Here is a 24,194-nt window from a genome sequence, read left to right on the forward strand (position 1 = left end):
GAGGATTTCATGACCAGAGGCAGGAGCAAGGCTCGCCCTTCTCAGCATACCGCAGACGACCTGCAGCGCCCCGGAATTGCGGCTGCACTGCTGCTCGCCGTCGTGATGGCCATCGCCATTCACACGCTCGTCTCGGCGCCCGCGATGCGCGAGGCCGCCGAGGCGGAGCTCGCGCGCGTCATTGCCGATGAGGATCGAGATGTCTGCGGCCAGTTCGGGCTACGCCCGGGGACGACCGCCTTTGCGGCTTGCAGCCGCGAGCTCGCGATCGTCAGGCAGAAACAATCCGACCGCGACCTGGCGGCTGCGGCAGGAATTCTCTAGTGCAATTAAGCGCGCTATTCAGTAGCAGCGCATGATGTTGACGGTGTGCTCGACACCACCGCGGCCGGGCACCGTCACGGATTCCGTCGGACAGCTCGGCACATAGGGCCGGTCGGAGGGCACGACGTTCGGCGGGAAGCGATGCGCCCAATCCCAGGGCACGTCATAGGTGTAGGTATAGCGAACGTCGTTGCTGACAGGCTGTCCGCCATCGGCGAAAGGTTCGCCGTAGGTCGCACCGTCGTTGAAGAAACCGCCGCCGCCCGGCCAATAGACCCAAGGGTTGTTGCGGCCAAAGTTGCGGCCGCGGAACCGCGCGCCCGGCGCGATCGGCGGACGCACCGCGGCCGGCGGTGCGGCAGCGGTCACCATGCCATGTGGGGCGGCGCCGCCCGGTCGTGCAAAACTGTCGCTGGGGCTAAGGAGCAGCGCGGCTGCGCTGAGCGAGGCGAGCAACGCCCCATTTGATCTGGACATCATGATACGCACCAACTCGTTTGGCTTCGCGGATAGCGGCTCCCCTGCCGCACGCTAGGCCGGGCTGTCGCCCACCCGCAAACGTATAATTAATTGTTGGTTAAGGCACGGGATTAACAGGGAACCCGGTGCGGCGGAACGCCCGGAATTTCGCCTGGTTTCAGGGACTCGTTCCCGCGAATGCCGCCCGTCAGCGGTCCTGTTGCTTGCGCAGCCAGTCCAGCATGTCCTGCGCATTTCCGCTGCCCTGCGACACGATGGCGGTGTTGCCGCCGCTGCGGCGGTAGACCGTGGTGCGGCCCGGCTCCTTGTCGACCTTGACCTCGGCCTGCGCCGGATCGCCGCTCTGGGTGATGACCGCCGTCCCGTTTTCGTCCTGGACCACGGTGGTATGGCCATCACCGCTCTCGCCGGCGCCGGCCGGCGCCATCGCAATTGCGGTCATGAGGGTCATTCCGGATGCGAGCAGGAGGAACTTCATGTCACACCTCTTCGTCTCGATCACCGTCCGAACTGAAATATGGCCGACCAGTTGAAACGTCCGAACTGCCTGACCGCTCCCGTGTTCATGTCGCCAATCTGGAGCAGAAGCGCATTGGTCGAATTGCCGACCTGGGTGATGTCGGCGATGTTGCTGACGCCCGATTGTCCGATCAGCGCGTTGGTGGTGTTGCCGACCTGAATCACATCGACATAGTTGCGCATCCCGTTCTGGACAATCGTCGCATCGACCGTGCCCGTCCCGATCTCGATCACGCGCGCGATATTGATGCGGTTGTTCTCCAAGATCGTGACCGGCTGCGGGTTATTGCCGAATTCCACGACCGTCTCGATGCTCACGTCCCGGTTGCCCCAAGAGGGGTCGTGCCCACTTATGGCTGGCGATGGCCTTGATCCTGCCGATGCCCCGGAAGCAACGCTGATGGCGGCGAGCAACACCGCCAATGCCAGGAACTCTCTACCATATTTCATCGCCTTCCCCCATCACATTTCGCGAGGTCGCGCGCAGCTCACGGACTGTTCTGGATCACCGTCGACGAGTTGATCCCGCCAAATTGCGCGATCACTCCTGTATTCATGGCGCCGAGCTGCGACACGAGGCTCGTCGCCGACTGACCGGTTTGACCAACGAAGGTAAAGTTGTTCGTCCCGGCCTGCCCGACCGATGACGACGTTGTGCCACCGAACTGCAGGACCCCCGTGGCATTGTTGCTTCCGTTCTGCGTGACGGTCGCGCTGGTGTTGCCGCCAACCTGGAATATGCCGACCATGTTGAGCGAGCTGCTCTGGTTCACGACAACGGGGGGCCCGTTGACCGAGACGATCGTCTTGAGGTCAGCGCTCTGCGCCCGCGCGGGGGCGTTCGCGGCGAAACAGGAGACGAGAACCACCGTCGCAACGACCAGAAGATGCTTGTTCATGATATGCCTCCACAATATCTGCCGAGCCGCCACACGATCGCAGGGTCACGGAGCCTGCTGCAAAATCGTGGAGCCGTTCAGAATGCCAAGCTGGGATACCCCGGCGGCGTTGTTCAAACCAATCTGGCCAATCAAGCTCGTGTTGGCGCCTCCGACTTGGCCAGCCGTAGCGGTATTGGTCGCGGTGGCCGTCGTGCCGCCCTGTCCAATCGTCACCGAATTGACCGAGGAAGATGAACCGAGTTGCACGCTCGATGCCTGGTTGAAGGCCCCGAATTGCAGCGTCGTCGCGGTGTTGTTCACCGGGCCGGCCTGCGCTGTTGACGAAAGATTTGCCGTGCCGAATTGCAACACGCTGATCGTGTTGGCGGCTTTGGCATCGACGGAAGCCAACGCGCTGAGCATGACTGCCGTCGCGAGTAGATAGTTGATCCGCATGTGAGTTCCTCCGCTAGGAGCAGCTATTCGATCCGCCGCTCCACCAAGAAGCATGGTCGTGGCCATTGGAATATAACTCTGGGTACGCGGCGCGCGCACCCAGAGGTACGGGCTGGTTAGTGCTGCGTGATGGTGCTGAGGTTGAGTCCGCCACCGACCTGCCCGACACCAGCGAAGTTGTTCGGCGGGAGGCCGAAGAGCGTGGACTGGCTGATCGAGCTCGTGTTGTTGCCGGTGGCAACCTGCCCAGTGGTGGCCGCGTTGCCAAAGACGCCGATCTGGGTCACCGAGCTGGCATTGTTGAGCGACGGAGAGGTCGTGCCCTGCATGGTGCTCGCGCCGTTCACGAGGCCGAGCTGGAACGTGGTCGAGGAATCATTCACGTGGCCCTGCTGGTCCACGCTGGAGCCGTTTGCTGCGCCGATTTGCACGGTGGTCGCGGTGTTGGCAGCCTGAGCCGCGGAGGACAGAGCGAGCATGGCAACGGAAGCAAAAAACAATTTGCGCATGGGAAATCCCTTTCTAGCCGAGTTGTCTGACTGGGTTCGGATGCCGTCTTGGAGGAGGTCGACATCGTGGGATCACTCTGAGCCGATCGCGCTTCGTGCGACAGACTGCAGTTCATGCTAATCGGTAAGGACTAGACGTCGTGCGGCGTCTCGCGTCCCATGCTGTCGATCAATCTCACCACGTCGATCGGCGAACGCAATTCCAGCTTGCGCATCATGCGGGCTCGATGAACTTTCGCCGTCACTTCGCTCACGCCAAGCCTTGCCGCGATCTGCTTGGCGACGAGCCCCTCGGCCATCAACAGCATGATCTCGCGCTCCCGCGTCGTCAGCATCTCGACGCGCTGCCGGGCATCGCGCACGGCGTCTTCGCGCTCCATTCGCTTGCGGTCGCGCTCGATGCCGTGCCTGATCGCGTCGAGGATTTCCTGCTCGCGAAACGGTTTCGGCAGAAATTCGACTGCACCGCGCTTCATGGCTTCGACCGAGACACGGACGTCGGAATGGCCGCTGATGAAGACGATCGGAATGGGTACGCCCGTCTCGGCCAACCGGCGCTGAAGCTCGAGGCCGGTGGGCGACGTGCCGGGAAAGCGGACGTCGAGCACAAGACACGAAGGACCGGCGGAAAGACGCTCTGCAAGAAACTCGTCTGTCGAGGCAAACAACTTCACCTGGTGTCCGGTCTCCTCGCAGAGACGTCCAATCGCATTTCGAATCTGGATTTCGTCGTCAACAACATAAACTGTCGCTTGATGTGGACTCATGGCAATCCGCTCCCGGACTTGGCGCTCGGTGATCCAGCAACGAGCCATCCATTGTTCTTGCAAGCGATAACAAGGTGCTTGAATGCATCGGCAAGGACCGGGCGAGTCGCATCGGCCGACCGATGCGAGGTCTTACGGCCTCTACGCGCTCAAGACGTGTGAACGCGATCACATATCGGACTTCGTGATCTCCGGGAGTTGACGCCGCCATCTGCGGTGTCACGACAAGGCGCCGTATCGGGAATACGGGGATCCGGCGTCGCGGCCGAGATATCGCCAGTCGCGTCATGGCGTCGTCACTCATGTGCCGACCGAGCGCCGACGGACAGCCGCCACGGCCAGACCAGACGGAGCGTTCAGCCAGCTTATCGGGTTTGATACCGCGCGCAGCATTTCGATACGCCCGGTATGTGTTCCGTGCAAGTCCTGAAAATTCGAGCGCCGCCGACTTTACTTCTGGATCGTGGAGCGAACCCGTCCGTCGCACTATCAACAACGACATATTATCGAGACACGAAACGCTCCTGAGCGAAATACAACTATAGCGCGATATTCGATATTTCCGCCAACATCGTCATTTCAAGAAGGCGGGTTTTGATATGCGATTTGTGCCAATTATTGCCTTGCTCGGAACTGCATGCGGCCTCGCCGCGACTTACGCCGCGGGGCCGGCCGCCATCGCCGGCGCCGCCGGCAGCGCGGCCGACAAGGCCGCGCTCGCCTATGACTCGACGAAACGGCTCCTGGTGCCCGCGACAAGCGAAGCTCCGACCTTCGGATCGGACGCCCCCGTGTTCCGCTATGCCGCGATCCAGCGCGGCAGCATCGAACAGACCGTCACGGTCACGGGCGCCCTGCAACCCGTCAAGACGATCGAGGTCGGCTCGCAACTATCCGGGCAACTCGCCCGCGTCTATGTCGACTTCAACGACACCGTCAGCAAGGACCAGCCGCTTGCCCTGATCGATCCCCGCAGCTTCGCGGCCAAGGTCGACGAGGCCAAGGCGGCGCTGGCCGTCGCTGATTCCCTCGTGGACATCGAGCGGGCCAAGCTCGATCGCGCCAGGATCGATCTACAAAACGCCAAGGGCAGTCGGGACGTGCTCGCCGCCAAGCTCGACAGCGCCCAGGCGGTCAAGGCCTCGGCCCAGAAGACCTTGCAACGCAAGCTGGCACTCCAGTCGCAAAACGTCGTGGCAACGTCGACGGTCGACGACGCGCAGACGGAATTCACCGCGCGCGTGGCCCAGGAGCGCGAGGCCGAAGTGATGATGTCCCTCAATGCCTACTCGGTGGATGGGGCGCAGGCCGACGTCCGCCGGATCGAGGCCGAGCTGGACCAGGCCAGGATGGCTGTGCCGGAGAAAGCCGCAGTCCTTGCGGCGGCGCAGGCCGATCTCGACCGCACCGTGATCCGCTCGCCGATCGACGGCGTCGTGGTCGGCAGGTTCGTCAACGAAGGCCAGACGCTCGCGGTAGGTCTCGAATCCCGCACGACCTTCGTGGTCGCCCATCGCCTGGAGGACATGGAGATCCACGCGCAGGTCGACGAAGCCGATATCGGGCGCATCGCGCCTGGCCAGCGCGCTCACTTCACGGTCGATGCCTATCCCGACCGCCGTTTCGAAGCCGCGGTACGGCAGGTGCGCAAGGCGCCGCAAAATCAGCAGCACGTGGTCACCTACACGGTCGTCCTGTCGACCACCAATCTCGACGGTGCGCTGCTCCCGGGAATGACTGCCCTGGTCAAGATCGTGATCGAGCAGCAGGACAACGTGTTGAAGGTGCCGCTGGCCGCGCTGCGGTTCCAGCCTTCGGGCGCGCGAGCGGATACAGCCCCCGGACGCAGCGGGGTCTGGCTGCGTACCGCCAGCGGCGCACTTCAGCGCATCCCCGTGACCGTCGGCGCGGCCGGCACCGAACAGGTGGCGCTCAAGAGCGGAGAGCTTGTCGAGGGCAGCCAGGTCGCCGTCGGACAGGCGATCCGGCCGGCCGGCATGGAAATCCTCGGCATCAGGTTCGGATCATGACAGCCACCCTGCCCCTCATCAGTCTCCGGTCCGTCGGCAGGACCTATCGCACCGACGGGATCGCGGTGACGGCGGTGCGTAATGTCAGCTTCGACATCGACCAGGGCGAGATCCTCGCCGTCATGGGACCGTCCGGTTCCGGCAAGTCCACGCTGATGAACATGATCGGGTTGCTTGACCTGCCGAGCGAGGGCGCGATCTATCTCGAGGGAGCCAATGTCGCCGACCTCTCGGAAGACCGCAGGTCGACCTTGCGCGCCCGCAGCATTGGCTTCGTGTTCCAGTCCTACAATCTGCTCGCGCGCCACAACGCGATTGAGAACGTCGCCCTGCCGCTGGTCTATTGCGGGGTTGGCCACAAGGAGCGCCTCTCGCGCGCCGAGCGGAGTCTGGAGGCAGTCGGCATGCTGCACCGGGCGCATCACTTTCCGCGGCAGCTATCGGGCGGCGAGCAGCAGCGCGTCGCCATCGCACGCGCGCTGATCGCCTCTCCGCTGATCATCCTTGCAGACGAACCGACCGGCGCACTGGACAGCCGCACCGGCGCCGAGATCCTGGCGCTGTTTGCGGCACTCAACCAGACCGGCCAGACCATCGTGATGATCACACACGATCCGCGCATCGCGATGCAGTGCCGGCGCACCATCAGCCTGCATGACGGCGAGCTCGTCAGCGACGAGACGATAGCGCCGTTGCTACCCGGACGGAGCATTGGGTCATGACGATGCTTCAGGGCTTCCGGATCGCTCTGCACGCCTTGCGCCTCAACCCGCTGCGCAGTTTCCTGACCATGCTTGGCATCGTGATCGGCGTTGCGTCGATCGTGACGGTTTTTGCGATCGGCGCCGGCGCGCAGTTGCGGCTCCAGGAGCAGATCCGCTCGATCGGCGCCAACGTGCTGATGATCATGCCCGGCGCGGTCTACCAGGGCGGCGTGCGCCTCAAGGACGGCAGCAAGCTGACGATGACCGAAAGCGACGTGCAGGCCATCCTCGAACAGATCCCGGAAATCCAGGCCGCGGCCGGCTCGATCGCCGGAACGGCGCAGGTCATCCACGAGGGCAAGAACTGGAACACGACGATCAACGGCACCACCACCGGGCACTTCATGGTGCGCGATTGGCAGCTTTCCTCCGGGCGCTACTTTTCCAACGCCGAAGAGGCCGCCGCCGGAAAAGTCGTGATCCTCGGAAGCACGGTCGCGCGCGAGCTGTTCGCGCCAGGCGACGATCCCATTGGCGCGCAGATCAGGATCATGAAGGTCCCGCTCGAGGTGGTCGGCGTGCTCGACCGCAAGGACCCCGCGCAGGACGATGTCGCCTTCGTCCCCCTCACCACGGCCAAGCTCCGCTTCCTCGGCAGCGCCAGCAACATCAACCGGGATTCGGTCGCCTACATCATTGCCAAGGTGGCCACCGACGGCCAGATGGCCGGTGCGCGATCCGAAATCGAAAGCCTGTTGCGGCAGCGGCATCGCGTCCCTGCCGGTCAGGAGGACGACTTCAAGGTCCAGGATCCGGCCGCCGCCATGGAAGCGCAGCAGGGAGCGATCCGCACCGTGGCGCTTCTGCTCGTCGCCATCGCCTCGGTCTCGCTGCTTGTCGGCGGCATCAGCATCATGAACGTCATGATCGTGTCGGTGACCGAGCGCACCCGCGAAATCGGGATTCGCCGCGCGCTCGGCGGGCGGATGCGGGACATCCGTCTCCAGTTTCTCTGCGAAGCGCTCGTGCTCTGCCTGCTCGGCGGCAGCATCGGCGTGCTCGGCGGCGTCACGCTGTCGATGACGGTCGCGCGCATGGCCGGCTGGATCACGTCCATCGACGGCGAAGCGATTGCCCTGGCCCTCGCCTTTTCAATCGCGACCGGCCTCATCTTTGGTTTCTATCCAGCACATAAGGCGTCCAAACTTAGCCCAATCGAGGCGCTCAAGACAGAGTGAGAACATGCTGTGTTGGCCACGACATCAAACCAGAGGCCAGGGAGGAGCAAGCCATGAGCCCGGATTCGAAAGATTTGATTGCGCCGACGCCGCGTGAGCGCGAGCTGATGATGCTCATCGCGCGCGGACTACAGAACAAGAACATCGCCTACGAGCTCAATATCTCGGAGAACACGGTGCGGGCGCATATCGGCAACATCATGCGCAAATACCGCCTCCATAACCGGACCCAGATCGCGATCGTCTATGCGCTCAAGGCAGCCCCTCTTTCGCCGCGGCGCGATCCGATCAGGAGCAGAGCCAGCCCGGCAGAGGTCAAGCCGGTACAGGCGCTGGCACAAAATCCGCAAGTGCCGACGGTGCCGGAGTGACCGTCCCGGCCACAATCCCTTGCGTCACCACTCGGGCAAAACACACCAAGGTCCCGGGTCAAGAGTACAGCGGCAAAATATTTCTCTTTATTCGAATTCGGATTTTTGTTAGAGATTACTCACTCCGGCCCAGGGAAGAGGGGCGTATCGCGATCGTCACGAACGCGGGCCGGGCGGCGGTGGACGCAGGCCACATCGGCGCGACGGGTCTTGCAGGGCGGGCAACCGTGAGCAAAAGCCTCGCGCACACGACCGGTGCGATCTGCGTACGGCGAAATCGTGTGGTCCTGACGCCCGGGGTCTGTGCGTCAAGTCTCGCAATGATGGGTGCGGCCCAACCGGGCCCTCACATCAGTCATCCGCGAGACGACGGGGGCAATAGTACATCGCTCCCCGGGGAGAGCACGACATAAGCCGTCAACCCACTGCGCAGGGAAGGCCGGATGTCTCGGCTGCCCTGTTACCCGCTGTGCAGTGTAGCGCAATCTACTCATGGCATAGCGGTCAATGGGAGCCAGCCGGCTCCCGGCCTTCCCTGCGCCCTCTTTCAATCGAGGGTGAGGCGACGAAGCAAAGCTCGGGCGAAACAAGCCGCGAGAGGGCGAAGGTGTGTCTGCTACACTCCGTCATTGCGAGTGCCAAGGGCGTCCGCAATGACGAAACCATGGATGTCACGCCACCTCCCCGTCACTTCTGCATGTATGCTCGCTCTTGTAACAAAACTGTCATGCAGCAAAACTAAACGATTGCCGGGGGCCGCGGTTCGGCGGCCAAGCCGCCTCACCGCTAGGAGATTTTGATGCGCCGTTCACTGGTGTTGCTGTCAGCCGGACTGACAGTGCTTTCCACCGGATTTGCCTCCGCTGAGAATAACACGCCCCGCAACCTGATCCTGTTCATCCCCGACGGGCTGCGCGCGCTGAAGATCACCCCCGAGACCGCGCCGGCGATGGCTGAGGTCCGCGACAAGGGCGTCAACTTCAAGAACTCGCATTCGCTGTTCCCGACTTTCACCATGGCCAACGGCTCGGCGATGTCGACCGGCCATTATCTCGGCGACACCGGCGTGTTCTCCAATACGATCTGGACCAACTACACCTCGGTCCCCGCCGGCGACACCGTGGTCCCCTTCATCGAGAACGACGCCGTGCTCGGCGACATCGACGAGCATTTCAAGGGCGACTATCTCAATGAAGAGACCGTGTTGAAGATGGCGCGCGACAAGGGCCTGAGCACGGCGGCGATCGGCAAGGTCGGCCCGACCTATCAGTGGGACCACACCGATCATCCGGAGAAGCCGGGCAAGCACTCGATCGTCATCGACGATTCCACCGGCAGCAAGGCCGGCGTGGCGCTGTCGGACGAGATGAAGGATGCACTGACCAAGGCCGGTCTCGCCCTCACCGCCCCCGGCCGCGGCGACAACGGCAAGGCGGGCGACGCCAAGACGCCCGGCACCACCACGGCCAACGTGGTGCAGCAGGCCTATTTCGCCGACGTCGCCACCAAGGTGGTGCTGCCGATGTTCAAGGCGCGCAACAAGCCGTTCGTGCTGGTGTTCTGGTCGCGCGATCCTGACGGCACCCAGCATAACCAGGGCGACAGCCTCAACCAGATTCTGCCGGGCATCAACGGCCCGAGCACGATGGCGAGCATCAAGAACGTCGACAACAACCTCGCCCAGATCCGCAAGGCCTTGGACGAGCTCGGCCTTGCCGCCAACACCAACATCATGATCCAGGCCGACCACGGCTTCTCGACCATCTCCAAGGAGAGCAAGACCAGCCCCTCGGCCAAGGTCAGCTATGACGACACGCCGAAGGACTTCCTGCCGATGGGCTTCCTCGCGATCGACCTTGCGAAGGCGCTCGACCTGCCGCTGTTCGACCCCAACGACAAGAACGCGGCCGTCACCGGCAACGCCCATCCGAAGGCCGGCAACGGCGTGCTCGGCAAGGATCCGACCAAGCCCGACCTCGTCGTCGCCACCAATGGCGGCTCGGACCTGATCTACCTGCCGAACAAGGACAAGAAGCTGGCGGCCAGGACCATCAAGGCGCTGATGGAGCAGGACTACGTCTCCGGCCTGTTCGTCGACGACTCCCTCGGCCGCTTCCCCGGCACCCTGCCGCTGTCCAGCATCAATCTGCGCGGCAAGGCGGCAACGCCGACGCCGGCGATCGTCGTCAATTTCCGCTCCTATGCCAGCGACTGCGGCGAGGCGCCGACCAACTGCTCGGTGCAGGTGGCCGACACCGTGCTGCGCCAGGGCCAGGGCATGCATGGCAGCTTCAGCCGCGGCGACACCTACAACTTCATGGCTGCGATCGGTCCGGACTTCAAAGCCGGCTTCGTCGACGAGCTGCCGGTCAGCAATGCCGACGTCGGCATGACCGCCGCCCAGATCATGGGTCTGCGCGCCTCCGAGAACGGCGGCCTGGTCGGCCGCGTCATGTCCGAGGCGCTGCCGAACGGCATTGTGCCGAAGGCGTTCAAGACCGTCGAGAAGTCGAAGAAGAAGTCCGAGAACGGTCTCGAGACCGTGCTCAACGTCCAGCGCGTCGGCAGCCAGCGTTATTTCGACGCCGCCGGCTTCCTCGGCCGCACGCTGGGCCTCGAGCCGGACGCCGGCAAACAAAAAACGGCGGGGCAATAACCCCGCCGCTTTCTGTCGCGCCTCGCAAGGGGCACGACATATTCTTCTAATTTCTACATTCCAATGTCGAACACGTTCGGCAATTGGCCTGCCAGAGGCAGCGCGGTGGCGCCGAGGAAGGTCGCCACCATCGCCATCAGGCGACGGTTGTTGTGGCGCTTGCCGCGCATCTGGCCGGCGATCCACTCCAGCATCTCGCTGTTGACCTTGGACGCATAAGACGGCGCCCAGCTCTCGATGTCCTGCGCCAGCGCGACGTTGCGCGGCGGTACCTTCAGGCCGGAGGCGCTTGCGGCGTAATGGGCGACGGCCTTGGTCAGCAGATCGTCGAACCGGCCACCATCGGTGCGCTCGGTCGCGGCCTCGTTGATCTCGAACAGCGCCTCGGCTTCGGCGCGGCTCACCGGCTGGTCGTTGACCGCGGTGGCGGTCAGGATCCGGGTGCACCAGGCGGTGTCATCGGCATCGAGCGAGCGGGAAAAGTGCACCCGGCCCTTGGTGGTCGGGCCTTCGCCCGTGATCACGCCGTCGCGCACGATGGAGAGCGCATGGGCCGCGGTATCGCGGCAGGACGGTTCGAGGGACGGCGACTCGACTGATTTAGGCGCAGCGGCGGACATAGTTCACTTCCAGATTTCTTCTGATCGACCAGCATTTTCATGCGGGCGTAAAGGGGTGGTTAATGATTCGATATGGGGATCGCGACTTTTCTCAATGGTTGCCGATTAGTCGCTATGAGGACCGTTTCGGTTCCGGAGAGCGTCGGGCGAGCGTGATGCGGGTCATAAAAGGCTTTATCGGGGCAATCCAGCCCGGTCGGCCCCGGTGGAGATGTTTCGCCGCACGTGCCCCTGTAACAGAAAGGTGCTAGGAAATCGGCCCTTCAGAGAAGGAATTCACATTTTACTTGAAGCGGTTCAGTTGACGTTCACTTGGCCTCGCCAAGTCCCTATACTGGGACGGACGGCCAGACAGAAATTCCCAAGTAAATTCAATGCGATGAGGTAGAACCATGACACTTCCGATCGGCACGACCGCCCCCGACTTCGAAGCCGAGACCACCGAAGGGAAGATCAAGTTCCACGACTGGATCGGCAACAGCTGGGCCCTGCTGTTCTCGCACCCGAAGGACTTCACGCCGGTTTGTACGACCGAGCTCGGCGCTCTCGCCAAGTTGAAGCCGGAATTCGACAAGCGCGGCGTCAAGCTGATGGGCCTCTCGGTCGATCCGGTCGACCGCCATGCCAAATGGTCGGAGGACATCAAGGAGACGCAAGGTGCGGCCCCGAACTACCCGATGATCGGCGACACCGATTTCAACGTCTCGAAGCTGTACGAGATGCTGCCGGCCTCGACCTCGGGCGATCCCCTCACCCGCACGCCGGCCGACAACCAGACCGTCCGCAACGTCTTCATCATCGGGCCGGACAAGAAGATCAAGCTGGTGCTGGTCTATCCGATGACCACGGGCCGAAACTTCCAGGAGATTCTGCGCGTCATCGACTCGCTGCAGCTCACCGCCAAGCATCGCGTCGCAACCCCGGCCGACTGGTCGCAGGGCGACGACGTCATCATCGCGGGCTCGGTCTCCAATGACGAGGCCAAGACGATCTACCCGCAGGGCTGGAAGGAGCCGAAACCCTACATCCGGATCGTGCCGCAGCCGAAATAACGGCCTCAAGTGATGGCTCACGCCGTCAACCGGTCCGCTACCAACAGACCCGCGGTCGATGAGACCGCGGTCACCACCGCGCCCCAGCCGACATCGACGAACGCGACCGGCCAGCTCCAGTGCTTGAGCAGCACCAGTGCGGTGAGGTCGAATGTCGCGTAGCAAAACAGACCGAACAGCGCGCCATAGAGCAGCGTCGACTGCAAGGTCGCAGTCGTCGCGCCGCTGACGAAGATCAGCACGCCAGCCACATACAGCAGATAGAACAGCACCGCCGGCACCGGCTTGAGCTCGCCCAGCATGTCGCCGACTTGCGCCGTGAAAAAGCCCTTGGCGATCAGGCCGAGGAATAGGAAATCCAGCCCCACCAGCACGACCAGGGTAGCAACATACAGCACGGCAATACGGTTCACTGGCGGCCTCCCTGCCCGCAGGTCGCGCGGGCAGTCCCTAGGATGCCGTCAAGATACGGCGCTGCTGATAAGCAGTTTCAGCCCACCGCAAGCTTCGCTCGCGACGCGCCTGAAACTCTACCCGCGTGTCCCGTATCTTGAGGACCCGCTCAATGAGGTCCCTCCCCGAAATCATGCCCAGCCTTCCGCCCATCATCGTCTGGTTCCGCGATGACCTCCGGCTGTCCGACCACCCCGCCCTCAACGCCGCCGCCCAGACCGGCGCGCCGGTAACTTGCCTCTATGTGCTGGATGACGCGGCCGGCCGGGCCCCCGGCGGCGCGGTGCGGTGGTGGCTGGCTCAATCGCTGCGCGCGCTCGGCGCCGATATCGCTGCGCGCGGAGGATCGCTCGTCCTGCGCAAGGGACCGGCGACCAGGGTGATCCCCGACGTGGCGCGCGAGAGCGGCGCTGGCGCCGTCTATTGGAATGCGATCGCTCAGGCTCCGCATCAGGCCATCGAGAAACACCTCGAAGCGACGCTGGCAAAGCACCGCGTGGACTCACAAAGCTTCCCCGGCGACCTGCTGGTCCAGCCCTCGGCGATCCGCAATAAGGAGGGCCGGAGCCTGCGCGTATTCACGCCGTTCTGGCGCCGCGTGCTGGCGCTCGGCGATCCGCCCAAGCCTCTGCCTGCACCCAAGGAGTTGTGTCCCGGCCCGAAGGTCGCCAGCGATGCGCTGGAGATATGGAAGCTCGAGCCGATCAAGCCCGATTGGGCCGGCGGCCTGCGCGAGACATGGACCCCGGGCGAAGCCCCCGCCCGCGCACGCCTGCGCGACTTCCTCAAGAGCACCGCCCGCACCTATATCGGCGATCGCGACCGGCCGGACCGCGAGGGCACGTCGGGCCTGTCGCCGCACTTGAGGTTCGGCGAGCTCAGCCCGCGCCAGGTCTGGTACGCCGCGCGGTTTGCCGCGGCCGAGGAGCCGGCACTTGGACCCGGTATCGAGAAGTTCCTCAGCGAGCTCGGCTGGCGCGAGTTCTGCCGCCACCTGCTGCACGATCACCCGAACCTCGCCAGCGAAAACCTGCAAACGAGCTTCGACGACTTCCCCTGGAGACCCGACAAGAAGGCACTCGCCGCCTGGCAGCGCGGCCGCACCGGCTATCCCATCGTCGATGCCGGCCTGCGCGAGCTTTGGCGCACCGGCGTGATGCACAACCGGGTGCGGATGGTGGTCGCCTCGTTCCTGGTCAAGCACCTCCTGATCGACTGGCGCGACGGCGAACGCTGGTTCTGGGACACGCTGGTCGATGCGGATGCCGGCAGCAATCCGGCCAATTGGCAATGGGTCGCCGGCTGCGGCGCCGACGCCGCGCCCTATTTCCGCGTGTTCAATCCGCAGCTCCAGGGTGAGAAGTTCGATTGCGATGGAGCCTATGTCCGGCGGTGGGTGCCGGAGCTGAAGGACCTGCCGGCGAAGCTGATTCATCAGCCGTGGCAGGCGACGCCGATCGAGCTGGCGAGCGCGGGCATCACGCTCGGCAAGACCTATCCGCAACCGATCGTCGATCACGCCAAGGGTCGTGAGCGCGCACTCGCCGCTTACGCAAAGATCCGCAAAGGTTGAGCACTGCTTTGACACAATGATGAAACCCGCTATCGTCATCGCTCCATGCAAACCGTGGGGGACACGATATGGACGACGACAAGCCGATCACCGAGCAGGCGATGGAGACAATCACCACCGCCGTGGAAACGACCAAGGAAGCCGCCGTCACCGCCGTGAAGAAGGTGAAGAAGGCCGCCAAGAAGGTCGCAAAGAAAGTCGCGCCGAAGAAAGCAAAGAAGGCTTCCAAAAAGAAGGCCAAGAAGGCCGCCAAGAAGTCGTCGAAGAAGGCAGCCAAGAAGTCCGTGAAGAAGGTCGCCAAGAAAGCCGCTAAGAAGACGGCGAAGAAGGCCGCCAAGAAGAAAAAGAAGGCCAAGCGCTGATCGCGGCGCAAGCGCAAGTCTCCGGGTGTGGGCGCGCCCGGAGATTTCTCCTCTACAGGCCCTACCCTCTCCGCTTCGACGCCCGCCGGCCCGGGTGGTGCTTTCCCTTCGGATCGCGAAACTCGCTGCGATGGCCGCGCCGGTCTTCGGCATTGAAACGCCGCCGCTTTGCGGGCGATCCGAACGCCTTGATCACCTTCCTCCCGTTGACCTTCTTGATGACGTAGCCACCCTCGGTCATCGAGAATGGCGCCTTCAGCGTTCCCTTGTGGTCGAACTTGGTGCCGCGGGGATGCTTGAATGGCTCGAACCAGGACGGATAGACGAAGTTCGACATCGGCAAGCCGTCGACGTCGAAGGAATCCTCCTCCACCGCGTCGCAGACCTCATAGGCATATTGGGTGTTCGGATTCTTGTCGGCCCAGAGATTGGCCATGGGGTCGAGCACCATCTCGAACAGCTCGTGTGAAGCCGCCACGCTGATCGGCTCATCGCCCAGCGCCTTGACGAAGATCTTCGAGATCGGTTGGCCGCGATGGGTCAGTTCGTGGCGTCCGAGCATGTTCTTGTGCGAGGCATCGTCGAAATAGGCCAGTTGCCAATCCGTGCGCTTCGGTTTCCGCGTGACGTAGAGGTCGACCGGATAGCCCCACACCGGCAGGAAATGCTTGTTGTAACACTTCTGCAGCGCCGCGGTGAGCCGGCTCATGTCGCGATCGTTGATCAACTCCCTGGCGTAGTTGATGCAGGCAATCCGAACTGGCTTCAGGGATCTGCCGAGCAGTGCGCGCTTCGCCTTCTTCATGGACATCACCGCGTGAAAGGGAAACTGAAATGCCGCGAGCCTAACACGAACGCGGCCCACACGTCAGGGATGTATTCCGGTAGCCAAGTCTACGAGCCGAAGCGCCGGTTGACCACGAAGACCGCGGCCGCACACATCGCCATGCCGACGATCGCCAACGCATCGAGCTTCTCGCCGAACAGCAGATAGGCCATCAGCGCCGTCACCGCAGGCACCATATAGAACAGGCTCGCGACCGACGTCGCCGCGGCATGGCGGATCAGCCAGTACAACAGCCCGATCGATCCGATCGAGAGCGCGATCGCAAGCCAGCCGAGCGCAAGCACGAACTCCCGCGTCCAGTGCACGACACGGTCCTCGAACAGGAAGGCGCCGACCGTGAAGAAGATCGTGACGGCCACATACTGGACGAGGTTGCCGGCGCGCCAGTCGATGTGGTTGCAGTAGCGGCGCTGATAGAGCGTGCCGAGCGTGATGCTGATCAGCGAGACCACCGAGGCGAGCCAGCCGAGCCCGGCCTCGCCCGTCATGGGGCGATTGTGCAGGATGAGCGCCACGCCGCCGAGACCGAGCAGCAAGCCGCCCCATTGCACCGGCGTCACCTTCTCGCCGAGCCAGCGATTGGCGATGGTGGAGGTCAGGATCGGCTGCAGGCCCGGAATGAGCGCGGAGAGTCCCGCCGGAATCGAATGCGCGATCGCAATCGCGGTGCCGCCGAGATAGAAGCCGTGAACGAGAATGCCGGCGACTGCGCTGTGCGCGATGCCGATGCGGTCAGGCCATTTCGGGCGAGCAACGCCTGCGATGATCGTCATCAAGCCGACCACCACCGCCATGCGGATGGCGAGATAGGTCAAGGGATCGGCGTTGTTGATGACGTATTTGGTGCCGATGAAGCCGGTGCTCCAGAGCAGCACGAACAGCACCGGCGCCGCCCGCGCGGCCAAATGATCTTGATTATGATTCATTGCCGCCCTCATTGCCCGAGCGGAGGCGGTGCGGCAATGCGAATTTCGGATGCTGCGCTGCGAGGGAGACGACGGCTCAGATCAGCCGATCACCATTCTTCCGGACAGGGATCGATGATCTTCCAGAGCTCGACCCCGTTCTTGATCTTCTTCATGTCGGTGGTGAGCCCGCCATTGCGGCGGATCCAGTCCTTCACCGTATCAGGATAGTAGGACATCAAGTCGGACGTCCCCTCTGCACTCGTGACCTTGATTCCGAAGGTGAAGGCCTTGTCGTAATAGGCCTGGTGGAAGCCGAGGCTTGCGCGCGGCGTCACGCAGATCTTGTTCATCGGCACGATGCCGAGCACCAGCGTGCAGGCTGAGTTGCAGATGCCGTCGATGATGACCCGCTCGCCCTTATCGCGGACGCGTTTGTACTTGGCCTTGTACTCATCGACGTAGCCGCCATGGTCACGGGTGATGTGCAACTCGGCGCGCGCCGGCGTGGCAGCAGCGACGAAGAGCAACAGCAGGCTGAGGATCGTGATGCGCATGGCAGCGTGACGACGAAAACCTTGCAGGAACGAACCGGCCTCGAGGAGCACCCCAAGGAAAACCCCGGGGCCGGCGGGAGGAATCTTAAACCGAATTCTCTTTGGCCATACTTGTGTGGGGAATTCGTTAAGCATCCCGAAAAGGCCAAAAATGGGCAGGGTTCGACCGCAGTTCCGGCAATTCTGTCACACCACCCGGGAATCTGCTGGATTTGCTCCGATTTCCGGGCCCGGGACGGGTGCCCCGGCGGCCCGAAATGGCTATAGATGGCAGACTTATTCGCGCGGGTTCCGGAGAATCGAGATGAGCAAGTTGAAGCTTGTAGCCGCGATTGCTGCCCTGTCGGCCGCGATCCTAGCCCCTGGCCTTGCGGAGGCACGGGGACATCACCGGTACCATCGTCACTACGCCAACCCGCTGCCCTACCCGATCAGCTATCTGCACAATTACGGCCCGGGCATCACTCCCGGCACCTTCGCCTTCTATGACGGCCCGTCGACCAACCACTGCTACCAGAGCGCCGCCGCCTATGTCGGCCAGGACGGCCGGCGGCACCCCTGCTTCTGAGGGGCGCCTCGGCGTCTTCGTGCGACGGGCGGCCTAACCCCTGCTTCTCGATCTCATAGACCGTCAGCTTGACGAGGTCCTTGCCGACCTCGCCACGGAGCGTCCTGCGACGAGCCAGTCGATCTTCAACTTGTTCATTGCACTGCTCCAATCACCGTGGGCCGGCTCTTCGAATTTCACGAAGGACCTAGGATACTCTTGCGGAGTTGAGGTCAGGCCTGCGGCGGGCGAGCTGAAGATTTGTTCATCAGCATTACATTTCGGTTCTGCCACAATTTGATCAGAACAACTTCGATATCTGTATCGCGTAAGCAGAGGAAGACATTATGAAACTTAAGATCGGCCTTGTCGCTGCGTCCCTGTTCGGTGCCATCGCGGCATCATCGACGGCGTCGGCCATGCCCGTTGCGCCTGCACCTGCGACGCCGCAGGTCTCCGACGTCGAGCAGGTCCGCATGGTCTGCAACGCCTGGGGACGCTGCTGGTGGCAGCCGAACGTCTATTACGGCTACGGCCCCGGATACGGATATTATGGGCCGTCGCGCTATTACGGTCCCCGCTATTACGGACCGCGTTATTATGGCCCGCGCTACTACGGCTATCGCCGCTGGTGAAATTTGAAGGGGCCCTCGGGGCCCCTTCGCTTTTTGCGAGGTGGCGCAGGCGCACGGCCGCGGAGCAATTCCAAAACTGATCTATATCAAAGATGAAACTCGTCGTGCCGTCATTCTGTGCCGATGGCCGATTTGATTGTTTTCCGGTGTCCGCAGACGGGAGTGAACGTGCAAACCCGTCTCGAGAACATCGATCTGATCAGCCCTCGTGAGATGATGTCCGCAATATTACGGCATGGAATCCTGTTTACTGAATCGTCATGTTTCGCCAATGATGGCCATGTAGCGACGTTCATTTTATTATCACATTGCAGCATCCGGCCAGACGCATGTTCTTCGACGCTCTCGCCCCATCCTCCGCACTTCAGCTAACCCGGTTTACCGACGTCGACTCGTTTCGACCGGCTGAGTCGCTGGAAGACGCCCGGAGCATTCCACTCGACGTCGCCAATTTCGCAGCCGCGCGCGCGATCGTGAACCTGCCGGCATGCAGGATCATCGTCGCGAGATCGTTTGCACGTATCCTTGACACCACCTACCGCGCGCCGGGGGGCATGGTGATCCTGCCCATGAGCGATGATCTGCGCGCCAGCTCGAGCGGAATGGATCTCGACTCGCGCTTCTTCATTGCCTTGCGCGGCAACCATGACTGCCATTTCGTCGAGCCCCAGATCAATCATCATGCGCTGATCATGTTCTCGCCCACGCTCAGGGATCGCGGCTGGTTCGATCGCGCCGACGCATTGTGGGTTCGCATCGCGGACCCCGCCGCGCATCTCTACGCGCGGCAGCTTGTGCAAGACATCCTGCGGACAGCATCGGTCGCGCCGCACATGTTCGAGGCCACGGAAGCCGCCGCCCATCTCCAGGAGGGGCTGCTGCTCGCTTTCGACGATCTGTTTCGAACGAATCCGTTGTCCGAGCGTGGCGCCCCGAATGCAGGCGCGCGAACTGCCAGGCTCGTGCAGCGGATCGACGATTACGTCGCAGCCTATCCGACCACCCCGATCTATACGGCCGATCTCGCCGGTGAGCTCGGCGTCTCGATCCGGACCCTCGGCGGCGCGGTGGCCAAGGTGCGCGGGATGAGCCTGCATCAATACATCCGCCTGAAGCGGCTATGGGCCACCCGCACGCAGCTTCTCAGGAGCGGTGGCGCGTCGGTCGCCTCGTGCGCAAGGGCTCAGGGCTTTCATCACCTCGGCGAGTTTGCCGCAGCATACCGCGCGACCTTCCACGAAGCGCCCTCGGACACCCTGGCGCGGGCCCGGCAAACCGGTCTTCCGGCCCCAATGGTCTGAATATCCGGGGCAAGTAGCTGCGACTTGCGGATTGACGCGGTCAGACCTGAAGGCTCAGGCCTGACAAATGGCGCGCCACGGCCGATGAAGATGGCCACTATTGCTTCGCCGTGGCGCGGTGCGCGCAAACCATGCGCATGCGGCCCGCGCCAGATGCCGCGGCTTCACCCGCGCCGCTCCGGCGCATAGTCGAGTGGCAGCACCGTCGTCGCCTTGATCTCTTGCATGACGAATGACGACGACACGTCCGCGAGCGTGATCCTTCCGATCAGGCGCTGGTAGAGCTGGTCATAGGCGGCAACATCCGGGATGACGGCCTGCAGCAGATAATCGATATCGCCGGTCATGCGGTAGACGCCGATGATCTCCGGAATGTCGCGCACGGCTTTCGAAAACTGGTCGAGCCAGGTCGCGCTGTGCTCGGTGGTGCGCAGCGCGATGAAGGCGGTCAGGCCGACGTTGATGCGGCTTGCATCGAGCAGTGTCACGCGGCCCTTGATGACGCCGTCATCCTCCAGCCGCTTGATGCGCCGCCAGCAGGCGTTGCGGGATAGCCCCGCCCGCTCGCTGAGCTCGTCCAGCGACAGAGCGGCGTCATGCTGGATCAGGTTGAGGAGTCTGCAATCTGTTTGGTCCATTATCCCGATAATACGCATAATTGTCGTCCAAATTCAACCAATCTAGCGCATATCGTGTGATATTTGGGACATCTTCTTGGCCCGAATCCCCTAGAGATTGCAGGTGAACCGCACCCTGGAGCCTCGCATGCAAGCCACCCTGCACCGGCTGTTTCTGTCCCACCCGCAGAGCGTCGACGAATCCTACGGCGAGCATTTCCTGTTCGCGCTCGGCTTCGCGACACGCCTGTTCGGTGCCGCATTGGCGGCCCTGGTGCACGCCGTCATCCCCTGCCTGTTCGAGACCACCGCAAGCCGCATGATCCGGCAGATGCACGAGCGCATCGCCCGCCGCGACCACACGCTACAGCCGGCTGAGTAGCCAGCGTCGCGAACGAGAGCCGAGGAACCGACATGTGCCGATGGTTGGCCTAGCTGGGCGCGTACGCATCGATCGCGCCGGCATCTCAGTCAGCCCGTTTCGCCGGCGAACGAGATGAACTTAATTCGCCATCGTCGTTCGTCGAGATTGTGAGATGCGCAACAGCGGATGCAATTGGACGGCTAGCATCGCGCGTACGGCGGGTTTCGGGGATGATAGCGTAGCGAAATGGCGCGCTCGGAGAGATTCGAACTCCCGACCCTCGGAATCGAAATCCGATGCTCTATCCAGCTGAGCTACGAGCGCCTGGGCCCTAGATCATGGGCCACAACCGAAGCGCCGCGGACATGGGCTGGCAGGCCAGCTGGCCTGCGACGTTCGGATCGGTTCGAATTAGCAGAGAGGTCGAACAATAAAAAGCCCTCCCCGCCTTTATCGAGGCGAGGCAGAGGCACGCTGTTACCAGGTCGTGTTGAAAAGCCCGAAATGCGGCTGCTGTGCCACCAGCATCATCGGCTGACCACGCTGCGGCGCCGGATGCGCCCGGGCCACCCTGCGCTTGGGCTGAACCGGGGCCTGAACCTGCGGAGCCTGGGTCTGGGCCATTTGAGCCTGAGCTTGCGGCTTGGCATCAGCCTTTCTGCCCACAGCCACATCGCCTTTCGGCGTGAACTGGGCGAAGGTCTCGCGCACCCGCGCCTTTGCCGACATGTCACCCAGTGGGTCCGCCTGCGCCGTCGGCTGAGGCGCCGCGACGGCAGCCGTCTTCGTCTCCGGCGCGGCGATGGTCGGCTGGCTGGTATCGAGCACGACACGATCAGGCAGATGACGGTCGGACCGGATCCGGATCAGCGGCTGGTCATAACCCGCAGTCGCAACCGCCTGCCCGACCGGCGACGTCGGCCAAACGAAATCAGCCGCGAACAACAGTGCGAGCAGCGCTCCACCGACGAACATGAAATACCGAAAGATGGGCATTGGCCGCACTCCGCCCCCCGCAACCCCGCGTGGGCCCTTCGCCTTAACCGGCGATCCTTTAGTTGGTTCCTACGCCCTGCCCTTTGGTTCAAATGGCAACGCCAAGATTTTGGCCAAGGAGCAGGGACGGTAACTTTTTCGCTAGCGGAACGCATGGCCCTTTAGGCGCGACGCGCCGTGACCAGCGAACACGTCGCCTGATCGGCATTCACGTTGACGAATCCGACGGGAACGCGCGCAAAGGTCTTGCGACTTTTCATGCCGACAATGTCGGCCAGCACGCGGCTGCGGTCGGTCAGATGGCTGCCGTCGCGCCGTGTGAAGGCGCAGACGATCTCGACATCCTTTACGGCATAGTCATTGTCATTTCGCACGGTGAACGTCACAAGCGCCTTCGAGCCGAGCCCGCCGCGCCGCCAGGTCTGCGATGAGATCTTCATCCGGTCGAGCCCGGCGGCCTCCGCAGCGGAGGTATCTGAGGCGGTTGTCGGGGAAGCCGGATCGACGCTTGCCAGCGCCAAATTCGTAGGCTCGGTCTGCGCGAAATTGCCTTCGGAGGGCGGCATCAGCAGCCAGACGGCACCGCCAACCACGAGCGCCGCCAGCAGCCACAACAGGCCTCGCGTGAGCCAGACACTTGTGGCGGACCCGGACCGCGGCGGGTCCTCGCCATTCCCAGCGAAGCTTCCCAGTCCGGTCCGGCCAAACCCTGCGTTCATGGGTGCATCACTCGCCTCACTCCTCAATCCGTGAGATGAACTAAAGTTCCCGCAACCGCCCGAATCTCGGATAGGAGCCACGGTGGCGATGGTCGATCGGGATCGCTAACATGCGCTGCAACATTGCGAAGACCCTATCGGGAGGAATTGGAAATGCCAGTCGTCGTCACCTGGGATCACATCCATCTGCGCAGCCCCGATCCGGAAACGACCGCGGACTGGCTGCGCGACATCCTCGGCGGCGAAATCGTGCGCGCGCCGGGACGCATCGACGTGAACCTGGGCGGCGCAAGGATCTTCATCGCGCCGCTGGAGGGTGACAGCGCCGTCAGCCCGCCGCCGCCGCACCCCCATCAGGGCCTCGACCATTTCGGGCTCACTGTGAAGGACATCGACGCCGTCGCCGCCGAGATCAAGGCCAAGGGCGTGACGTTCACCCGCGAGCCGACCACGATCCGGCCCGGCGTCCGCATCTGCTTCATCCGCGGCCCCGAAGGCATCTCCGTCGAGCTGCTCGAGCGCGACAAGAAATATACCTGACGCGGCGCCGCATCTGACATCGACGAGAAGCCGGGCGAGCCTCTTGCCTGGCTAAGTCATGCTACCGGGCATAAAGCAGCGGATCGTGACGCCCATGTAGCCGTAGATCGGCCAGACCATGGTGCGTCCGACCCGGTTGGGCTCCGAGATCACGGCCTCCTCGGGCACGTCAACCCAGACGAGCTCCTGCTCCCGACCCTCGACCACGTAGCCAAGGCGCGGGATGCGGACACGATAGTGCCCGTCCTTGCTCTCCCAATCGGAGTCCGAGATTGCCGAACCGTCGGCATCGGAGCAGCATGGCCCCTTGCCGCTACGCAAGCCGTCGAACCAGGCTTTCAGTTCCGCACTGGTGTTGACGAACTGGCCGCGGTCGCGTGCGTGCCCGAGCGGGGCAATCAGCGCGATCAGCGCCAGCGCACAAGCAAGACCTGCTGCGCTTCGCCACCGTGTGGGACGGCCAATCCGCCGTCGTTGTGTTTCGCAGTTCGTGGGACGCGCACTGTACAGACGCGGCTCATTGCCGCCGGAATCGATCCAGTTGCTCACGTTCGTCTTGCTCCAGCACCCCGCGGCCAGTGCAACAATAGTTATGCATTTCGCGGGCCAACTCCGATTCGCAACGACTGGCCTCGCTCCATGATGAGACCGTCATAACCGCGTCACACACAAGCTGGGACAATTACGGTCCGCGAGCCGGCATGGGACACTACGACCGGCGAAACTGCCGCGTTGCGCGAGGGGTTGCGCTTTGGCATAAAAGCTTCACCGGTGACGCCATTGGGCGATGGCGGCCGGCCGACGGGACGTTATGAAGAACGGCCTCTATTCGATTCACGTGAGCCTGCTCGATGGCCGAGTCGGCAAGGGTAGCGGCGTGATTCTTTTTCGCGACGGCAAGATCCTCGGAGGCGATGCTTACCTCTACTACACCGGCAGCTACGTGGTGAAGGACGACCACACCTTCAAAGGCGAGGTGCTGGTGCAACGGCACACCTCGCCGCGGGGCGATGACAATCCGCTGTTCGGCGGCCCTGCCCCGGTCGGCATCGGTGTCAACGGGACCTACACGGAGACCCGCGCGGAGATGACGGGAACGGCGCTGGTCGGCAAGGCCAGCCTGATTTTCGGCGCCACCCTGCACAAGCTCGCAGAGGCTGATTAGAGACAG

At 63.1% G+C, this 24,194-nt stretch carries 31 protein-coding genes and 1 tRNA gene; 15 read left to right on the plus strand and 17 right to left on the minus strand.

What is annotated here, in order from left to right; translation table 11 throughout:
* Positions 1-9: 9 nt before the first annotated feature.
* Positions 10-324 (plus strand): hypothetical protein, encoded by a 315-nt coding sequence (locus tag ACLFLU_RS26030; RefSeq protein ID WP_426407663.1) that lies wholly within the window; start codon positions 10-12, stop codon positions 322-324.
* A gap of 18 nt (positions 325-342) precedes the next feature.
* On the opposite strand, the gene ACLFLU_RS26035 is transcribed toward ACLFLU_RS26030, so the two are convergent.
* From ACLFLU_RS26035 to ACLFLU_RS26065, 7 genes are all read right to left on the minus strand, one after another.
* Positions 343-804, minus strand: coding sequence for a hypothetical protein (locus tag ACLFLU_RS26035; RefSeq protein WP_426407664.1), 462 nt, complete (start codon positions 802-804; stop codon positions 343-345).
* Between the two features lie 187 nt (positions 805-991).
* Positions 992-1,282 (minus strand): hypothetical protein, encoded by a 291-nt coding sequence (locus tag ACLFLU_RS26040; RefSeq protein ID WP_426407665.1) that lies wholly within the window; start codon positions 1,280-1,282, stop codon positions 992-994.
* A gap of 20 nt (positions 1,283-1,302) precedes the next feature.
* Positions 1,303-1,740: a curlin gene (locus ACLFLU_RS26045; protein ID WP_426414081.1), complete on the minus strand. Its 438-nt coding sequence runs from the start codon at positions 1,738-1,740 to the stop codon at positions 1,303-1,305.
* Between the two features lie 71 nt (positions 1,741-1,811).
* Complete coding sequence (locus ACLFLU_RS26050) at positions 1,812-2,222, minus strand: curlin (protein WP_426407666.1); 411 nt, start codon at positions 2,220-2,222, stop codon at positions 1,812-1,814.
* A 45-nt stretch (positions 2,223-2,267) separates the two neighbouring features.
* Entirely contained in the window at positions 2,268-2,660 is a 393-nt protein-coding gene (locus ACLFLU_RS26055) for a curlin (protein WP_426407667.1), read from the minus strand.
* 116 nt (positions 2,661-2,776) lie between these two features.
* A complete protein-coding gene (locus ACLFLU_RS26060) occupies positions 2,777-3,169 on the minus strand; it encodes a curlin subunit CsgB (RefSeq protein ID WP_426407668.1) in 393 nt (130 codons plus the stop codon).
* A 131-nt stretch (positions 3,170-3,300) separates the two neighbouring features.
* Positions 3,301-3,936, minus strand: coding sequence for a response regulator transcription factor (locus ACLFLU_RS26065; RefSeq protein ID WP_426407669.1), 636 nt, complete (start codon positions 3,934-3,936; stop codon positions 3,301-3,303).
* 599 nt (positions 3,937-4,535) lie between these two features.
* Here ACLFLU_RS26065 and ACLFLU_RS26070 point away from each other — a divergent pair.
* From ACLFLU_RS26070 to ACLFLU_RS26090, 5 genes are all read left to right on the plus strand, one after another.
* Positions 4,536-5,966, plus strand: a complete 1,431-nt coding sequence (locus ACLFLU_RS26070; protein ID WP_426407670.1) for an efflux RND transporter periplasmic adaptor subunit — start codon at positions 4,536-4,538, stop codon at positions 5,964-5,966.
* Positions 5,963-6,688 carry an ABC transporter ATP-binding protein gene (locus tag ACLFLU_RS26075; RefSeq protein WP_426407671.1) on the plus strand — a complete coding sequence of 242 codons (726 nt, stop codon included), beginning with the start codon at positions 5,963-5,965 and terminating at the stop codon, positions 6,686-6,688. Before ACLFLU_RS26070 ends, ACLFLU_RS26075 begins: the two co-directional genes overlap by 4 nt.
* Positions 6,685-7,908 (plus strand): ABC transporter permease, encoded by a 1,224-nt coding sequence (locus tag ACLFLU_RS26080; protein ID WP_426407672.1) that lies wholly within the window; start codon positions 6,685-6,687, stop codon positions 7,906-7,908. Before ACLFLU_RS26075 ends, ACLFLU_RS26080 begins: the two co-directional genes overlap by 4 nt.
* Positions 7,909-7,961: 53 nt before the next feature.
* A complete protein-coding gene (locus tag ACLFLU_RS26085; RefSeq protein ID WP_426407673.1) occupies positions 7,962-8,279 on the plus strand; it encodes a response regulator transcription factor in 318 nt (105 codons plus the stop codon).
* Between the two features lie 799 nt (positions 8,280-9,078).
* A complete protein-coding gene (locus tag ACLFLU_RS26090; RefSeq protein WP_426407674.1) occupies positions 9,079-10,935 on the plus strand; it encodes an alkaline phosphatase family protein in 1,857 nt (618 codons plus the stop codon).
* Between the two features lie 53 nt (positions 10,936-10,988).
* Here the strand turns inward: ACLFLU_RS26090 and ACLFLU_RS26095 are convergent, their stop codons facing one another.
* Positions 10,989-11,555, minus strand: a complete 567-nt coding sequence (locus tag ACLFLU_RS26095) for a hypothetical protein (RefSeq protein WP_426407675.1) — start codon at positions 11,553-11,555, stop codon at positions 10,989-10,991.
* 392 nt (positions 11,556-11,947) lie between these two features.
* On the opposite strand from ACLFLU_RS26095, the gene ACLFLU_RS26100 reads away from it, so the two are divergent.
* Positions 11,948-12,607, plus strand: a complete 660-nt coding sequence (locus tag ACLFLU_RS26100) for a peroxiredoxin (protein ID WP_426407676.1) — start codon at positions 11,948-11,950, stop codon at positions 12,605-12,607.
* Positions 12,608-12,624: 17 nt separating this feature from the next.
* Here the strand turns inward: ACLFLU_RS26100 and ACLFLU_RS26105 are convergent, their stop codons facing one another.
* Positions 12,625-13,020: a DUF2177 family protein gene (locus ACLFLU_RS26105; protein ID WP_426407677.1), complete on the minus strand. Its 396-nt coding sequence runs from the start codon at positions 13,018-13,020 to the stop codon at positions 12,625-12,627.
* A 152-nt stretch (positions 13,021-13,172) separates the two neighbouring features.
* Between ACLFLU_RS26105 and ACLFLU_RS26110 the strand changes: the two genes are divergently transcribed.
* Both ACLFLU_RS26110 and ACLFLU_RS26115 read left to right on the plus strand, forming a co-directional pair.
* Positions 13,173-14,633, plus strand: a complete 1,461-nt coding sequence (locus ACLFLU_RS26110; RefSeq protein ID WP_426407678.1) for a cryptochrome/photolyase family protein — start codon at positions 13,173-13,175, stop codon at positions 14,631-14,633.
* A 68-nt stretch (positions 14,634-14,701) separates the two neighbouring features.
* Entirely contained in the window at positions 14,702-14,995 is a 294-nt protein-coding gene (locus tag ACLFLU_RS26115; RefSeq protein ID WP_426407679.1) for a histone, read from the plus strand.
* 61 nt (positions 14,996-15,056) lie between these two features.
* Here ACLFLU_RS26115 and ACLFLU_RS26120 read toward each other — a convergent pair whose 3' ends face one another.
* The 3 genes from ACLFLU_RS26120 to ACLFLU_RS26130 form a co-directional block, all read right to left on the minus strand.
* Positions 15,057-15,800, minus strand: coding sequence for a hypothetical protein (locus ACLFLU_RS26120; RefSeq protein WP_426407680.1), 744 nt, complete (start codon positions 15,798-15,800; stop codon positions 15,057-15,059).
* Between the two features lie 89 nt (positions 15,801-15,889).
* The gene (locus tag ACLFLU_RS26125; RefSeq protein ID WP_426407681.1) at positions 15,890-16,768 is read right to left on the minus strand and encodes a DMT family transporter; all 879 of its coding nucleotides are present in this window, start codon (positions 16,766-16,768) and stop codon (positions 15,890-15,892) included.
* 89 nt (positions 16,769-16,857) lie between these two features.
* Positions 16,858-17,304, minus strand: coding sequence for a hypothetical protein (locus tag ACLFLU_RS26130; RefSeq protein ID WP_426414082.1), 447 nt, complete (start codon positions 17,302-17,304; stop codon positions 16,858-16,860).
* A 304-nt stretch (positions 17,305-17,608) separates the two neighbouring features.
* On the opposite strand from ACLFLU_RS26130, the gene ACLFLU_RS26135 reads away from it, so the two are divergent.
* The 3 genes from ACLFLU_RS26135 (at position 17,609) to ACLFLU_RS26145 (ending at position 19,787) form a co-directional block, all read left to right on the plus strand.
* Positions 17,609-17,872 carry a hypothetical protein gene (locus tag ACLFLU_RS26135; protein ID WP_426407682.1) on the plus strand — a complete coding sequence of 88 codons (264 nt, stop codon included), beginning with the start codon at positions 17,609-17,611 and terminating at the stop codon, positions 17,870-17,872.
* 326 nt (positions 17,873-18,198) lie between these two features.
* Positions 18,199-18,486, plus strand: a complete 288-nt coding sequence (locus ACLFLU_RS26140; protein WP_426407683.1) for a hypothetical protein — start codon at positions 18,199-18,201, stop codon at positions 18,484-18,486.
* A 329-nt stretch (positions 18,487-18,815) separates the two neighbouring features.
* Positions 18,816-19,787, plus strand: coding sequence for a helix-turn-helix domain-containing protein (locus tag ACLFLU_RS26145; RefSeq protein WP_426407684.1), 972 nt, complete (start codon positions 18,816-18,818; stop codon positions 19,785-19,787).
* A 164-nt stretch (positions 19,788-19,951) separates the two neighbouring features.
* On the opposite strand, the gene ACLFLU_RS26150 is transcribed toward ACLFLU_RS26145, so the two are convergent.
* A complete protein-coding gene (locus ACLFLU_RS26150; RefSeq protein WP_426407685.1) occupies positions 19,952-20,425 on the minus strand; it encodes an Lrp/AsnC family transcriptional regulator in 474 nt (157 codons plus the stop codon).
* Between the two features lie 127 nt (positions 20,426-20,552).
* On the opposite strand from ACLFLU_RS26150, the gene ACLFLU_RS26155 reads away from it, so the two are divergent.
* Complete coding sequence (locus ACLFLU_RS26155; protein ID WP_426407686.1) at positions 20,553-20,786, plus strand: DUF6356 family protein; 234 nt, start codon at positions 20,553-20,555, stop codon at positions 20,784-20,786.
* A gap of 229 nt (positions 20,787-21,015) precedes the next feature.
* Here ACLFLU_RS26155 and ACLFLU_RS26160 read toward each other — a convergent pair.
* From ACLFLU_RS26160 to ACLFLU_RS26170, 3 genes are all read right to left on the minus strand, one after another.
* A tRNA-Arg gene (locus ACLFLU_RS26160) sits at positions 21,016-21,092 on the minus strand.
* A gap of 153 nt (positions 21,093-21,245) precedes the next feature.
* Positions 21,246-21,764, minus strand: a complete 519-nt coding sequence (locus ACLFLU_RS26165) for a hypothetical protein (RefSeq protein WP_426407687.1) — start codon at positions 21,762-21,764, stop codon at positions 21,246-21,248.
* A 161-nt stretch (positions 21,765-21,925) separates the two neighbouring features.
* Positions 21,926-22,483 (minus strand): hypothetical protein, encoded by a 558-nt coding sequence (locus tag ACLFLU_RS26170; RefSeq protein WP_426407688.1) that lies wholly within the window; start codon positions 22,481-22,483, stop codon positions 21,926-21,928.
* 153 nt (positions 22,484-22,636) lie between these two features.
* Here ACLFLU_RS26170 and ACLFLU_RS26175 point away from each other — a divergent pair, with 153 nt between their 5' ends.
* The gene (locus tag ACLFLU_RS26175) at positions 22,637-23,023 is read left to right on the plus strand and encodes a VOC family protein (RefSeq protein WP_426407689.1); all 387 of its coding nucleotides are present in this window, start codon (positions 22,637-22,639) and stop codon (positions 23,021-23,023) included.
* 51 nt (positions 23,024-23,074) lie between these two features.
* Here the strand turns inward: ACLFLU_RS26175 and ACLFLU_RS26180 are convergent, their stop codons facing one another.
* Complete coding sequence (locus ACLFLU_RS26180; RefSeq protein ID WP_426407690.1) at positions 23,075-23,572, minus strand: hypothetical protein; 498 nt, start codon at positions 23,570-23,572, stop codon at positions 23,075-23,077.
* Between the two features lie 262 nt (positions 23,573-23,834).
* On the opposite strand from ACLFLU_RS26180, the gene ACLFLU_RS26185 reads away from it, so the two are divergent.
* Positions 23,835-24,188: a GrlR family regulatory protein gene (locus tag ACLFLU_RS26185; protein ID WP_426407691.1), complete on the plus strand. Its 354-nt coding sequence runs from the start codon at positions 23,835-23,837 to the stop codon at positions 24,186-24,188.
* Positions 24,189-24,194 lie beyond the last annotated feature (6 nt).

Source organism: Bradyrhizobium ganzhouense, assembly GCF_049949285.1.
Classification (GTDB): Bacteria; Pseudomonadota; Alphaproteobacteria; order Rhizobiales; family Xanthobacteraceae; genus Bradyrhizobium; species Bradyrhizobium ganzhouense.